Below are 13555 nucleotides of genomic sequence, written 5' to 3'. Positions count from 1 at the left end.
TGCTGATGGCTATCCATGTCGGCTCCTCCCCGTGCGGGGTCAAAGCATTCCACGGGCTACGGCCCAGTACAGGCCGCGATTGAAACCCTGGCGCAACAACCCGCCAAGCTTGGTCGGCGGGGTCGGCTTTACGTCGTGCCGATAGTCGTACCAGAGCGGCATTCCGGCGTTCAGGCCCATCTGCGCGACAGCCTGGACTCGTCCATCGTAGATCGCGCAGGGCTTACCGAGACGAATCTCGGCAGCGATGTTGCTGGCGACTACCGGCGCCTGGTTGTGACAGGCCCCACCGGCCTTGCTCACCGGCAGATCGACGGTATCGCCCAGGGTATACACCCGGTCGACGCCATACACCTGCAAGGTTTCATGGTTCGTCGGCAACCAGCCTTCGTCGGCGGCGGCCTGGGACAGGCCGCACTCCCTGACCGCATCCACGGCGTGGATCGGCGGTGTCGCCATGAGCAAGTCGAACGGCTGCTCGTCGCCCTCCTCCGAATAGGCGATGCGCCGCTCCGGGTCGACCCTGGCCAGGGTAAAACCACGCTGGAAACGGATGCCGCGTTGCTCGAACAGGCTCGGCAGGATTTCGCAGGTCGGTCGTTGCAGGAACAGACAGTTGCGCAGCAACTGGGCCGTGGTGGGATAGGTGTAGACGATCTCGACACGTTCGCGGACACCCCGGCGGCGCAAGTAGTCGTCGAGCATCAGGGTCGTCTCCACAGGCGCGATCCCGCACTGGTGGGGCACATTCGGCGTCCTCGGGAAGCTCACCGTGATGAATACCCGCCCCGACTCCAGGCTCGCCAGCCGCTCGGCCAACCGACGGGCCGGCTGGTACTGGTAGAAATGGTCGCCAGCCTCTTTCAGCACCTCGATACGTTCCGGAGCCGGCACGCAACCCGTGGCGATCACCAGGTAGTCGTAGCCATGGCGCCTGCCGCTGCGGGTCTGCAGTTCCTGGCGGGGGAAATCGAAACGGTCGACCCGGTCGAGCTGGAACATCACTTCCGGCCGCAGCAGCGAGCGCTGCGGTCGTTTCAGATCTTCGAGGAAGAATTGCTCGAAGGCGACGTACATGAAGGCCGGCTTGTAGTAGTGATCCGGCGAGTCGGAAATCAGCAGTACCTGCACCTCGCCGCCGAGTATCTTCCGGGTAGAGCCGGACGACCAGCAGGTTGGCGAGCATAGTGCCGCCCACTCCGCCCCCGACGATGACGATTCGTTGCATGACTTCTCCTTAACCCTGAGGAAGCCATGGGTATATCTAGATGAACCGGGGGATTAGGCAAGCACGGCTTCGCCACGGAAACAGGACAAATCCGGAAACCTCACCCAGTTCAAGCGCTTGCCTGCGAAGACCCGCCGCCTACCAGAACTGGCAGGGTAGAACGACGGGAATACAGCGCTGCCTCGCTGACGCCTAGCGCCTCGTTCGGGCGAGGGCCCGGAACGTATCGAACGCCAGCACCAGCACGAGCATCGGCATGAGCAACGGGACGAAGGCGGACATGGCGTCCTGGTAAGGCCGCCCCAGCCACCACAGGTAGAGGCTGGCTCCGCCGATCAGCAGGATGACGAGAAGGATGACGAACTTGCAGAGGCGCGAGGCGAAGGAGAACGTATCGGACATGTCTTTTCTCGGTGGAAGCATGTGCGACCGTTTTAGCGAGCGGTGGTGCCGGTCGATATAGGAAACGTCCGATTGGCAGGTAATCGGTTTCGCAGAGCTGGCGTCGGCGTCGAAGGCCCTACCGGCATGACCGCGATCAACCCCCATGCCCTTTCATCGCTGCAATCTGGGAAAGAGCCCGCGCTCCACGAAATAAAGGCACAATGACATCATTGATTGCCGATGCCCGACATCGCAGTAGCCCAGGAGTCCAGCATGGCAACCCCACCCTATCCCGCGAACGAGCATTCCAGGCAAGCCTACGTCGACCAACTCTGATTGCTGGAAGAAGGTGCGGACGAGGTATTCGAGGAAATCCTCGCCGCCGCTACGTCCTACTTCCAGACGCCAATCGCGCTCATTTCCATCCTCGACCACCAGCGCCAGTGGTTTCGCGCGAGCATCGGCCTCGATACCCGGCAGACGCCGCGACGGGATTCGTTCTGCGCCTACGCGATCCTGGGCAAGGGAGTCTTCGAGGTGGCCGACGCCACCCTCGACCCGCGCTTCCGGGACAATCCCTATGTGCAAGGCGAACCGCGCATCCGCTTCTACGCCGGGGCTCCGCTGGCCACCGCGGAGGGTCTCAACCTCGGCAGCCTCTGCGTCATCGACCGGGAACCACGCGGGCCGCTGTCCGAGCGCGACATCGCCATGCTCGAGCATTTCGCCCGCCTGGTGATGGCCCGTATCCATACGCTGCGCTCGACCAACTACATCGACGAGCCAACCGGCCTGTACAACCGTCTCCGCCTGCAGGAGGACGTTTCCCTGCGCCTGCAGCGCGACGGCGCCCTCACCGTGATCGCCGCCGACCTCCTGCCCCTCGCCCTGCTGAATACCATCATCCGTACGCTGGGCTATCCCTTTTCCAACGACCTCATGCTCGAGGCGCGCGACCGCATCCGCGCGGAACTGCCGGATTTCACCCTCTACAAGATCAGCCCGACGCGCTTCGGACTGCTCCTGCCACGGCAGCAACAGGAAGAAACCGAGTCGGTCTGCCTCCGCTTGCTGCGGGCCTTCGAAAGCCCCGTCGTATGTCGCGGGATCCCGATCAAGGCCATCGTGGGACTCGGCGTACTACCGCTTGCCGACGATCCCCTCGCCGGCGACCAGGACTGGCTGCGCCTGGTGGTCAGCGCGGCCGACGACGCCCGCGACCGCGGTGTCGGCTGGGCCCGCTACAACCCGCCGCTGGACCAGGCCCAGCAGCGAGCCTTCACATTGCTGACCTCGCTGTCCCAGGCGATCGGAACCGAAGAAGGCTTCCATCTGGTGTATCAGCCGAAAATCGACCTGCCGACAGGCAGGTGCACGGGCGTGGAAGCGCTGCTGCGCTGGCGGCACCCGCAACTCGGCTTCGTCAGCCCCGCCGAATTCGTGCCCCTGGCGGAGAAAACCGCACTGATGCGCCCCCTCAGCGACTGGGTGCTGCGCCATGCCATGGCCCAACTGGCGCAATGGAACGCACGGAACATCCCGCTCAGGCTGGCGATCAACGTATCGGCATCGGACATGGAAGACAGCAGCTTCCTGGAAGAGGCCGTCAGACTCGCCAAAACCTACGACATCGACCTTTCCGCCCTCGAGCTGGAATTCACCGAAAGCGTCCTCATCCGCGACGCCTCGGCGGTCGGCTCGGTGCTGCTGCGTGCCCGGGAGCTTGGCATGGGCATCGCCGTGGACGACTTCGGCACCGGCTACAGCAACTGGACCTACCTGCGCGACCTGCCGGTCACCGCCATCAAGCTCGATCAATCATTCACCCGCGACCTCGCCGGCTCGCCGAAGGCGCAGAGCGTCACCCAGGCGGTGATCGGCCTGGCCAGCCAGTTGGGTTATCGGGTGGTCGCGGAAGGCATCGAGACCCACGACACCTTCCACCTGCTGCAGGCCTGGGGCTGCCACGAGGGCCAGGGCTATCTGATCGCCCAGCCGATGCTGCCGGAGCAACTGGAGGACTGGCTGCGGCGCTAGCCGACGCAGGCACGTGGAATGGGCCGTACCAGCATGCTCGCCAGCCTCGGCGCGTCGCTCAGGGACTGGCGAGCAAGGCCCAGACCAGATAGATCGAGTAAAGGGTCAGGAGTATCAGTGCCGACAGCACCGCCCTGCTGGCATGGCGCGCAGCCACCCAGCGGGAGTTGCGCCCGCAGCGCCAGACCACGACGAGGCTGAGGCACAGGTAGGCCAGCCTCACCAGCTCGACACCGATCATTCCCCACAAGGTCAGGGCCACCGCATGTTCGCCGGGAGCTTCCTGCATCAGCGGATCGACAATGGCCACCATCGCCTGCCTGGCGGCGACACTGAGCAATAAGAAACCCGCAGCGAAGAACAGCCAGAATGCCTTCCACAGCGGCTGCCCACCGGAAAGGAAACCTCCCGCAGTCAGCCTCTCGTCGGCCAGGTCCGCCTCTGGGGTCTTGTATGGGTGCTCCATGCCCTAGGTCCTCCCTGCAAACGGGCACCCTAGCACATCCCGATCCGCTCGCCTTCTTCAGCGGGCGGCAGACCGTCCGTTGCACCTCGCGATATTTCCAGCACTCGGCCGAGCGTCTCTAGCGCGGGCAGGAGACCTGCGTGCCTTCCACCTTGCGGATGTGATCGCGATAGGAGCCGGAAACCAGGATCGATTGCGTGCCGCCCTTCTCGCTGAGAATGCCATCGCAACTGTAATCGCAGCCAGCCTCGATGCTGAGGCACACGTCCTGTCCCTCGAAACGGTACAGGTTGGCAGGCCACCCCGTGCAATCGTACAGGCCTGCGCCAGGGCATTCGACGGCCTCGAGTCTTCCGGCAACGACGATGGTCGAACCTGCCATGTCCTTGAGTTCCTCCGCGGCGCCAGCGGCAATGGAGAAGAGAGCGGGAAATACAATCAGGGAAAGTCGGCAGGGCATCGGCTTCGGTACTGTCTACTATGTGGACGGAATTCTGAATCGGGTCAGGAATCGATATTCCCGTTCAGACCGAAGCGTGTTGAAGCAGTTCCCCGCCCCTACTCGCTCGGTTTCCCACGACCGCGGCAGCCCCAGGAGTTCGATACCCTTGTCATTGGTAGTCGCAACTGCGAAGCGCTGCCTGTCCGTTCATAACGGCCACACGGGCAACTTCACTTTATTTGTATTTAAAAAAAGAGCCCATTCGGGCCCTTTTTTTTCAGAGACAAGTTATCAGGACTGATCCTTTCCAATATTGACGCTGAACGAGCCGGAGTTATTGCCATAGGTTCCGGGCACGTCGTTGTAGATAAGAGTGATTGCGCCCTGGACATTATTGGGTGCAACCCAACGGAACAACCCGGTATTGACCGGAATGGTTCCGCTGTTGCCAATCTTCATGACCAGCGCGCCACAAAACGCATCGTGGCAGATCAGCCCTTGGTCCGGATGCTCCCGATCGCCCTGCGGCCCCCATTTCTGGGTAGGTCCGTAACTGGCCCAACCGGCGGCGACGATGGTAATGACATCGCCCGGATTGTAGATAATCGACGTTACCTGCCCTGCTTCGTTATTAGCCAGAACCTCACCTTTCCAAGCCATGATTGATCTCCGATATATGAATTCCTGTTCATAAACGAAAGAGGCGAAAAACCCTGATTCGCGATCCTTCCCTGTCAGCAAAGCACAGCAACGAGGAAGTACCGCCTATCAATTCATGCAGGAGAAAAGAGGATAATTCCGCCAGTGAATTGAATATATTCGGAAAGGAAATTAAAAAGCAGGAGCAGAAGATAACGACAAAAAATCAAACTTCCAAAGACAACTACTTCAAGCTGAACAAACACTCCCGCTCGCCAGCCAGGGCGAACCCTATACGGAGCCGTACTAGAATGAAACGCCTCCAAGGCCGAGGAGGGAAAGAAGGCAACGTCGACTCGTTGACTGCCGCGCGATGGCGGGCCGGAAGAAAATCGGGGAAGGAACGCAGAAGTCGGCTGAACGCCAGGAAACACAATGGTGCCCGGAGCCGGGGTCGAACCGGCACGGGGTTACCCCCGAGGGATTTTAAGCCAGAGCATGGCTTCCGCACCGGGACACCTATGGGGTTGGATGGGGCTTGCTGTAGCAGGTTTCCCAGCTAATCAATGCCTTCCATCATATCCCGGTGCGCGATGCAATCCGCCCCGGTTCCCTTTCGCTTGGCTCCTAGCCGGCCCCTGGAATCGGGGCCTTTCAGGAGCACCCTCATGGCGAAAATCAAACTCACCAAGTCCGTCGTTGACACGGCACAGGCGCGAACCTGCGACGTGGAACTCCGAGACACGCTCGTTCCAGGCTTCTTGTGCAAGGTTACACCAACCGGGCGCAAGGTATTCATGCTTCAGTACCGCACGAACTCCGGCGTGCGGCGCAAGCCATCGCTCGGCCAGTTCGGCGAGCTGACGGTCGAACAGGCCCGGTCGCTGGCGCAAGACTGGCTGGCCGAAGTCCGGCGCGGCGGCGACCCCGGACTGGACAAGGCGGATGCCCGCAAGGCCCCAACGGTCAAGGAGCTGTGCGGTCGGTTCATGGATGACCACTCCAAGCCGCACAACAAGCCGAGCACCCAGGCCGGCTATCAGTACCAGATCGACACCTTCGTCATTCCGGCCTTCGGCACCAAGAAGGTTCACGAAGTCACGCGCAACGACATTACCGCGCTGATGAAGCGCATGGAGAAGTCGCCCACCCAGGCCAATCGGGTGCTGTCGCTCGTGCGCAAGATGTTCAATCTGGCCGAGCTGTGGGGCTACCGGCCGGACGGCTCCAACCCGTGCCGCCATGTGCCCAAGTACCCGGAGAAAGGCTCGACCCGGCTCATTACCGATGACCAGATGGTCAAGCTGTTCGCCTATCTGGACAAGGCCGAGGCCGAGAACTTGGAGCATCCCATCCTCTTGCTGGCCGTCCGACTGCAATTCGAGTTCGCCGCGCGCATGTCGGAAATCCTGCTGTTGCAGTGGGATTGGCTCGACCTGCCCAATGGCCGGGTGGTCTGGCCGGACAGCAAGACCGGCGATATGTCCAAGCCCTTGAGCGAGGAAGCCAAGCGGCGGCTGACGAGCGCCCCCCGCTATGGCGATTCGCCCTATGTCTGCCCGGCGATCATCGACCACCGCCAGCCCCTCAGCCCCCACACCTACTATCAGGGGTGGCGGCGCATCCTCAGCAATGCCGGCGTGCCGAAGGTCGGCACCCACGGCATTCGCCATCGCTCCGCGACCGACATTGCCAATTCAGGCGTCCCGGTCAAGGTCGGCATGGCGCTGACAGCGCACAAGACCGTGGCGATGTTCATGCGCTACGTCCACACCGAGGACGATCCGGTGCGCCAAGCCGCCGAACTGGTGGCGACCCGTCGGCAGACCATCACCGGGAAGCGGCAACCGCAGCCGCAGGAGGCCATGGCATGAGCGCCCGGACGCCCAAGGCCGCCAAAGACGCCGCCCTGCCTGCCGGCTACGCCGGCATCCACGGCGGCATCGTGGAACTGCTGGACGCCGCGCGCCAGGCGGCGGCGCGCAGCGTCAATGCGCTGATGACGGCCAGCTATTGGGAAATCGGCCGCCGCATCGTGGAGGCCGAGCAACAGGGCAAGCGGCGCGCGGGCTATGGCGAGCAGTTGATCGCCCGGCTGTCCGCCGACCTGACCGCGCGCTTCGGGCGCGGTTTCAGCCCGGACAATCTGGAGAACATGCGGCGGTTCTTCGCCGCCTACCCCCGGCCTATGATTTCCGAGGCACTGTCTCGGAAATCGGGCGACGAGCTGCCTGCCGAGATTTCCGAGACAGTGTCTCGGAAATTCGCCCTGGCCGAGCTGGCGCAGGTGTTCCCGCTGCCGTGGTCGGCCTACGTGCGGCTGCTGGCGGTCAAGGATGACCACGCCCGCCGGTTCTACGAGGCTGAGGCGCTGCGTGGCGGCTGGAGCGTGCGCCAGCTTGACCGGCAGATCGGCAGCCAGTTCTACGAGCGCACGGCCTTGTCCAAGGACAAGGCGGCGATGCTGGTCAAGGGCGCAGCGCCGAGGCCCGAGGATGCCGTCAGGCCCGACGACGCCATCAAAGACCCCTACGTGCTGGAGTTCCTGAACCTCAAAGACGAGTATTCCGAATCCGATTTGGAGGCCGCCTTGATCCAGCGGCTGGAGGATTTTCTGCTGGAGCTGGGCGAAGGGTTCACCTTCGTCGGGCGGCAGCGGCGCTTGCGCATCGACCAGACTTGGTATCGGGTGGATCTTCTGTTTTTCCACCGACGGCTGCGCTGCCTGGTCATCATCGACTTGAAGCTGGGCAGCCTGTCCCATGCCGACGTGGGCCAGATGCTCATGTATTGCAACTACGCCAAGGAGCATTGGGCCTATGCCGATGAAAACCCGCCTGTGGGTTTGATCCTGTGCGCCGACAAGGGCCATGCGCTGGCGCGGTATGCGCTGGAAGGCTTGCCGTCGAAGGTGATGGCGGCGAACTACCGTACCGTGCTGCCGGATGCCGAGCTGTTGCAGAAGGAATTGGAGACTACGCGGCGCTTGCTGGAATCGCGCACGCCGAAGCAGCCCAAGAAACTCCCGCAGTAACCGGGCGTCCCGGCGTTCCGCCGTCGAGTTCGCGGGCTGCGCCCCACGCCTCGTTCCGAGTCGCGGCCATTCGGCTTTGACCCCTGACGCCTTCGGCCCTTGCGGGCCTGCGCGCTCCGCTTGCCCCAAAAGCCGAGGGTGTGCAGTGGGCGGGGTGTAGGCGGTCTTGCTGTTCCCTTCACCGTATCACGGCGTTCTCGCCGTCAAGGGCGGCGCGCGCCATGCGCGCTTGCGTCCTGGCGGCCGTCTGCGACCCCTGACTGCTTGCGCTGCGCCGTGCTGGCGACGGTTCCGGGCAATTCCGCCCGAGCAACCGGAGCACGATCATGTCGCAACTCTCCCTCTCTCTCGATACCCCGTTGATGGTGCGCGATGGCCGTGGGCGCTATCGGCCGGCGGATGCCGACCAGATTCTGGAAGCTGCGCGCCAGGTCATCGACCAGAAGATGCAGCGCGGTGCATCGTTCAGTTCGCCAGCGGCGGTCAAGGACTACCTGCGCGCCAAGCTGGCTGGCTTCGAGCACGAAGTCTTTGCCGTCCTGTTTCTCGATACGCGCCATCGGCTGATCGACTACGTGGAGATGTTTCACGGCACGATCGACGCCGCCGAGGTGCATCCGCGCGAGGTGGTGAAGCAGGCGCTGCGGCTCAATGCGGCGGCGGTCATCGTTTCGCACAACCATCCGAGTGGGAACCCCGAGCCGAGCGCGGCCGACAGAGCGATGACCGCGCAGCTTCGGCAGGCGCTGGCGCTGGTGGACGTTCGCACGCTGGATCACATCATCGTTGCGGGGACTCGCACCACGTCATTCGCCGAGTGCGGCCTGATTTGACCATTGGGGGCTTCGGCCCCCTTTTTGCTGCGCCCGATGGCGCAACTCCGGCCCTCGCGGGCCTGCGCGTGCTGCGCACTTGCCCAAGGCCGGGTGTGTGGAGGTGGGAGGGAGGCGGTCTTGCTGTTCCCTTCATCGTGCCACGGCGTTCTCGCCGTCAAGGGCTGCGCGCCGATGGCGCTTGCGTCCTGGCGGCCGTCTGCGACCCCTGACTGCTTGCGCTGCGCCGTGCCCCGGAAGGGTCGGGCAATTCCGCCCGGCAACCTTTCAGGAGTTCACCATGAACAACGTACTCATCACTGCCGAGCAGCGCATCGTGCTGCTGGCCAACGGCCGCGCATCGCTGGAGAACCCGGACTTCGATCCGGCCCCGGTGGTCAAGCTGTTCACGCCAGACGGCGGCGCGACCTGGCTGCTGACCGAGATTGATCCCGATGACCACGACCACGCTTTCGGTCTTTGCGACCTGGGCCTGGGCGAGCCGGAAATCGGCTGGGTCAGCTTGAACGAGCTGGCGAGCTTGCGCGGCGGGCTGGGCCTGCCGATCGAGCGCGACCTGTCTTTCCGGGCAGAGAAACGTCTAAGTGGCTATGCGCGTGATGCGCGGCTGGCCGGGCGAATCGTCGTCTGACTTTGCCCTTGGAGCGCCGCAAGGCGCTCCTTGCGCTTTCTCGACCATCACAGGAGATCAATGCCATGAGCAGCCATCACGACTACATCATCGAAATCACCGCGCAACACGATGCGCTCAAGCCATTCGCGCCGGAGAACGGCCAGCCGCTGCGCTTCAAGATCGGCGATGCGGTGATCTACACCAACGAATACGGCGTGCAGTTCCGTCGCTGCGTCACCGGGTTCTACCGGCCGAGTGGCCTTTGCGGTCACTACGCGCGTGGAGCGCGCTATCTGCTGAACTCGACTTCGCCGTGGGTGCCGGTTGCGGAATCCAGCCTGCGTCCTGACGACTCGGCCTGATGCCTTCGCGCCCCTTCCGGGGCGCTGCGCGCTTCGCTTGCCTCTAGGGGAAAGCTCTGTACGGGCTATCCCCGCCGCGCGATGCTTGGCCCCCCTAAAAGCCGCCGAACCGGCTGCGCCGGCTCGGCCAGAAATCCGCGGCCACAGCAGAACCCGCTTTCCGATGCGGGGGGCGTGTTGCGTCTGGTGCTCATCGAACCTTGAAGGCTGGGCGTCCCCGGCCACCTGGGAGATGGCCGGTCGCGCTGTCGTGCGCGTAGCGCATCGAGCCGCCTGCGGCGTCTCGCCCCATTCGGGCTTCCATCGTTCCCTCGCTCCGCTCGGCTGACGCCTCCGGCCCGGCTTCCAGATCCGGGCCTGCGCGCTTCGCTTGCCGTGCGGTCAGCGCAAGGGGGAAGGCCGTTGCCTTGTCCAGCCGTCTCCCCTGACTTCATCACCTTCACCGCGACTGTAGCCCGCGCCCGTGTGCCGTCAAGGCGCGCAGGGCCGTGTCCTCGGCTGCGCCTGCGGGCCGCACCAACCCTGCGCTTGCCTCCTTGACGGCATCCGTTCGCGCGCTCCTGACCGTCGCGGGCGATGAACTCAGGAAAGACGGTGGCAACAGGGCCAACCGGGTTCCTCGTGCCGACCGCACCGAACAGCCGAAAGGCTGGGCTTCCGAATCTAGGAATCCGGTGTGCGGTGTGAACAGCAAACCTCTTTTTGTCAGGAGAAAGATCATGCAACTCGCATCCCGTTTCGCTTCCCGTTCCCCGGCACTGCGCAGCGATTACCCGCTGACCGATGACCAAATCCGCAGGGTGGCCCCGTCCATCTTCGCGGACGCCCCGCACGAAAGCCGCTCCGAGCGGTACGCCTACATCCCCACCGCGACCGTGTTGCAGGAACTGCGCGGGGAAGGCTTCGAGCCTTTCATGGTGTGCCAGACCCGCGTGCGCCACGACGACCGCCGCGACTACACCAAGCACATGATCCGCCTGCGCCACGCCAGCCAGATCAACGGGCGCGAGGCCAACGAAATCATCCTGCTGAACTCCCATGACGGCACCAGCAGTTACCAGATGCTGGCCGGAATGTTCCGCTTCGTGTGCAGCAATGGCCTTGTGTGCGGTGACACCGTGGCCGACGTGCGCGTACCCCACAAGGGCGACGTAGCCGGGCACGTCATCGAAGGCGCTTACGAAGTCCTGCACGGTTTCGACCGGGCGCAGGAATCGCGCGATGCCATGCGCGCCATCACCCTCGACGCCGGGGAATCGGAAGTGTTCGCCCGCGCCGCGCTGGCCTTGAAGTACGACGAGGACAAGCCCGCACCCATCACGGAATCGCAAATCCTGATGCCGCGCCGTGGCGACGACGACCGCCGCGACCTGTGGAGCGTGTTCAACCGCACGCAAGAAAACCTCATCAAAGGTGGCCTGTCCGCCCGCGCCGCCAATGGCCGCCGCCAGACCACCCGGCCCGTGCAGGGCATCGACCAGAGCGTGCGCCTGAATCGCGCCCTGTGGCTGCTGGCCGATGGCCTGCGCCAGCTCAAAGCCTGAATCCCCACGCGGCAGGGGCAGGCAGCAGCCCTTGCCGCATCCCTCGCTGCTGCATCCCTGAATCGTTTAGGAGTTGTCACCATGAACGCCGTAACCCAAACCGAAGCCCGCGCCATCGAAAACGCCGCACCGCTGGAAATGGCCGACCCTTCCAAGAACCTGATCTTGGTTGCCCTTTCGCAGTTGCTGCCGCGCCGCTCCAAGCGCAACGCCCGCAAGATGCCGCGCCTGTCCATCCCCGAACTGGCCGCGAGCATCGCCCGCATCGGCCTGCTGCAAAACCTGATCGTGATCGCATCCGCCGATGGCGAGCATTACGAGGTGGTGGCCGGTGATCGCCGCTTGACCGCCTTGAAGCTGCTGGCGAAGAAGCGCCGCATCCCCGCCGACTACGAGGTACCTTGCCTGCTTGTGGCCGATGGCAGTGCCCGCACCGTCAGCCTCGCCGAAAACCTGATGCGCGAGCAGATGCACCCCGCCGACCAGTTCGAGGCGTTCGCCGCGCTGGTCAAGGAAGGCCGGCCCGTCGAGGACATTGCCGCCGACTTCGGCGTGTCCCCGCTGGTGGTGCAGCGCCGCTTGAAGCTGGCCCACATCGCGCCGCGCCTGATGGCCGACTACCGCGCCGGAGCCGTCACGCTGGAACAGTTGATGGCCCTGACCATCACCGACGACCACGCCGCACAGGAAGCCGCGTTCTATGGTGCGCCGGAATGGCAGCGCAGCCCGTCCGCGCTGCGCGCACGCCTGACCGAGCGGGAAATCGACGCCACGCACGCGCTGGTGCGCTTCGTCGGGCTGGACACCTACCGGCAGGCAGGCGGTGGCATCCGCCGCGACCTGTTCGCCGAAGGCGATGCCGGAACCTACCTCACCGACGCCGGGGTGCTGGAAACTCTGGTGCGCGAGAAGCTGGCAACGCTGGCCGAGGACGTGCGCGCCGAGGGTTGGGCATGGGTGGAGGCCGTGCCGCATCTGGCCTACGAGGAACGGCAGGCGTTCCAGAACGCACCGCGCCACCGCCGCGAGCCGACCGCCCGCGAGGCCCGCCGCATCGCCTCGCTGGAAAACCGCCTTGAAAAGATCGACGCAGAACTGGAAGAAGCCTGCGACGCCGAGGACGAGGCCAAGGCCGAGAAGCTGGAACAGCGGCGCGATCAGGTGATCGGGGAACTGCAAGACGCGGAGGACGCCTTACAAGGCTATGCGCCCGAGGTGCGCGAGGTGGCCGGTGCCATCGTCACCATCGACCGCAACGGCGAGGCCGTCATCCATCGCGGCCTGCTGCGCGAGGCCGAGGCCAAGGCGCTGCGCACGCTGGAAAAGCTGCGGCGCGGTTTCGGCAACGCCGAAGGCGAAGCCGACAACGACGAAGGCCACGACGCCGACGACGCGCCCAAGGCCGCGAGCCTGTCCGACCGGCTGGCGCAGCGGTTGAGCGCACACCGCACGGCGGCGCTGCAAATCGAAGTGGCACGGCATCCGCAAGTGGCGCTGGCCGCACTGGTGCATGGCATGGTGCAGAAGGTCTTGCAGGACAGCTACTACGGCAACGACCAACCGCTGGGCGTGCGCGTGACGCTGCAAGACCGGCTGGAAGGAATGGCCCCGGACTGGCCGGAATCGCCCGCCGCCGTGGCGCTGCGCGAACTGCAACAGGTGGCCGGTGAAGGCTTGCCGCAGGACAGCGCCGAACTGTTCGCCGCGCTGCTGACGAAGCCGCAAGACGAACTGGTCAATCTGCTGGCCGTGTGCGTGGCTTCCACGGTGGACGTGGTGACGCCTCGCGCCACGCCGCACCACCCCGGCGAGGAACTGGCGCAGGCCGTGGGCCTCGACATGGCCGCATGGTGGCAGCCGACCGCAGAAGGCTACTTCAAGCACGTTCCCAAGGCGGCAGTCCTGCAAGCCGTGGGCGAGTACGCACCCGAGCAGGTTTCCCGGCTGGCGAAGTTGAAGAAGGCCGACATTGC

Annotated in this window: 11 protein-coding genes and 2 pseudogenes; 8 read left to right on the top strand and 5 right to left on the bottom strand. The window is 64.3% G+C overall.

The genetic code is table 11. The features are described from left to right. Positions 1 to 39: 39 nt before the first annotated feature. A pseudogene (locus HMPREF2581_RS29030) lies at positions 40 to 1228 on the bottom strand (NAD(P)/FAD-dependent oxidoreductase). 192 nt (positions 1229 to 1420) lie between these two features. After that, positions 1421 to 1630 carry a hypothetical protein gene (locus tag HMPREF2581_RS29025; protein WP_003090037.1) on the bottom strand — a complete coding sequence of 70 codons (210 nt, stop codon included), beginning with the start codon at positions 1628 to 1630 and terminating at the stop codon, positions 1421 to 1423. 255 nt (positions 1631 to 1885) lie between these two features. On the opposite strand from HMPREF2581_RS29025, the pseudogene HMPREF2581_RS29020 reads away from it, so the two are divergent. Further along, a pseudogene (locus HMPREF2581_RS29020) lies at positions 1886 to 3649 on the top strand (putative bifunctional diguanylate cyclase/phosphodiesterase). 58 nt (positions 3650 to 3707) lie between these two features. Here the strand turns inward: HMPREF2581_RS29020 and HMPREF2581_RS29015 are convergent. The 3 genes from HMPREF2581_RS29015 to lecA form a co-directional block, all read right to left on the bottom strand. Continuing rightward, positions 3708 to 4115, bottom strand: coding sequence for a hypothetical protein (locus HMPREF2581_RS29015; RefSeq protein ID WP_003108811.1), 408 nt, complete (start codon positions 4113 to 4115; stop codon positions 3708 to 3710). A 118-nt stretch (positions 4116 to 4233) separates the two neighbouring features. Further along, on the bottom strand, positions 4234 to 4575 hold the full coding sequence (locus tag HMPREF2581_RS29010; protein ID WP_003139039.1) for a hypothetical protein: 342 nt from the start codon (positions 4573 to 4575) through the stop codon (positions 4234 to 4236). A gap of 273 nt (positions 4576 to 4848) precedes the next feature. Further along, positions 4849 to 5217, bottom strand: a complete 369-nt coding sequence (gene lecA, locus HMPREF2581_RS29005) for a PA-I galactophilic lectin (protein WP_003102492.1) — start codon at positions 5215 to 5217, stop codon at positions 4849 to 4851. A 647-nt stretch (positions 5218 to 5864) separates the two neighbouring features. Between lecA and HMPREF2581_RS29000 the strand changes: the two genes are divergently transcribed. The 7 genes from HMPREF2581_RS29000 to HMPREF2581_RS28970 all read left to right on the top strand — a co-directional run. Beyond that, on the top strand, positions 5865 to 7070 hold the full coding sequence (locus HMPREF2581_RS29000) for a tyrosine-type recombinase/integrase (protein WP_003139038.1): 1206 nt from the start codon (positions 5865 to 5867) through the stop codon (positions 7068 to 7070). Continuing rightward, on the top strand, positions 7067 to 8230 hold the full coding sequence (locus HMPREF2581_RS28995) for a PDDEXK nuclease domain-containing protein (protein ID WP_003139037.1): 1164 nt from the start codon (positions 7067 to 7069) through the stop codon (positions 8228 to 8230). Before HMPREF2581_RS29000 ends, HMPREF2581_RS28995 begins: the two co-directional genes overlap by 4 nt. 326 nt (positions 8231 to 8556) lie before the next feature. Further along, positions 8557 to 9063 (top strand): RadC family protein, encoded by a 507-nt coding sequence (gene radC, locus HMPREF2581_RS28990; RefSeq protein WP_003139036.1) that lies wholly within the window; start codon positions 8557 to 8559, stop codon positions 9061 to 9063. A gap of 280 nt (positions 9064 to 9343) precedes the next feature. Further along, a complete protein-coding gene (locus tag HMPREF2581_RS28985) occupies positions 9344 to 9694 on the top strand; it encodes a DUF2958 domain-containing protein (protein WP_016254207.1) in 351 nt (116 codons plus the stop codon). Between the two features lie 65 nt (positions 9695 to 9759). After that, positions 9760 to 10038 (top strand): hypothetical protein, encoded by a 279-nt coding sequence (locus HMPREF2581_RS28980; RefSeq protein ID WP_003139034.1) that lies wholly within the window; start codon positions 9760 to 9762, stop codon positions 10036 to 10038. A gap of 719 nt (positions 10039 to 10757) precedes the next feature. Continuing rightward, positions 10758 to 11582 carry a DUF932 domain-containing protein gene (locus tag HMPREF2581_RS28975; RefSeq protein WP_003139033.1) on the top strand — a complete coding sequence of 275 codons (825 nt, stop codon included), beginning with the start codon at positions 10758 to 10760 and terminating at the stop codon, positions 11580 to 11582. Positions 11583 to 11663: 81 nt separating this feature from the next. After that, on the top strand, positions 11664 to 13555 hold a 1892-nt coding region (locus HMPREF2581_RS28970), incomplete at its 3' end, for a ParB/RepB/Spo0J family partition protein (RefSeq protein WP_070867403.1).

This window comes from Pseudomonas sp. HMSC057H01 (genome assembly GCF_001836405.1).
Lineage (GTDB): Bacteria > Pseudomonadota > Gammaproteobacteria > Pseudomonadales > Pseudomonadaceae > Pseudomonas > Pseudomonas aeruginosa.
The sequence above is the reverse complement of the archived record's forward strand: the minus strand, read 5'-3'. Positions and strand labels throughout refer to the sequence as shown.

Excerpts from the sequence above, each read along its gene's own strand:
- HMPREF2581_RS28985 (WP_016254207.1), top strand. The coding sequence starts at position 9,344 with ATGAACAACGTACTCATCACTGCCGAGCAGCGCATCGTGCTGCTGGCC.
- lecA (WP_003102492.1), bottom strand. The coding sequence starts at position 5,217 with ATGGCTTGGAAAGGTGAGGTTCTGGCTAATAACGAAGCAGGGCAGGTA.
- HMPREF2581_RS29000 (WP_003139038.1), top strand. The coding sequence starts at position 5,865 with ATGGCGAAAATCAAACTCACCAAGTCCGTCGTTGACACGGCACAGGCG.
- HMPREF2581_RS28980 (WP_003139034.1), top strand. The coding sequence starts at position 9,760 with ATGAGCAGCCATCACGACTACATCATCGAAATCACCGCGCAACACGAT.
- HMPREF2581_RS28995 (WP_003139037.1), top strand. The coding sequence starts at position 7,067 with ATGAGCGCCCGGACGCCCAAGGCCGCCAAAGACGCCGCCCTGCCTGCC.
- HMPREF2581_RS29010 (WP_003139039.1), bottom strand. The coding sequence starts at position 4,575 with ATGCCCTGCCGACTTTCCCTGATTGTATTTCCCGCTCTCTTCTCCATT.
- HMPREF2581_RS28975 (WP_003139033.1), top strand. The coding sequence starts at position 10,758 with ATGCAACTCGCATCCCGTTTCGCTTCCCGTTCCCCGGCACTGCGCAGC.
- HMPREF2581_RS29025 (WP_003090037.1), bottom strand. The coding sequence starts at position 1,630 with ATGTCCGATACGTTCTCCTTCGCCTCGCGCCTCTGCAAGTTCGTCATC.
- HMPREF2581_RS29015 (WP_003108811.1), bottom strand. The coding sequence starts at position 4,115 with ATGGAGCACCCATACAAGACCCCAGAGGCGGACCTGGCCGACGAGAGG.
- radC (WP_003139036.1), top strand. The coding sequence starts at position 8,557 with ATGTCGCAACTCTCCCTCTCTCTCGATACCCCGTTGATGGTGCGCGAT.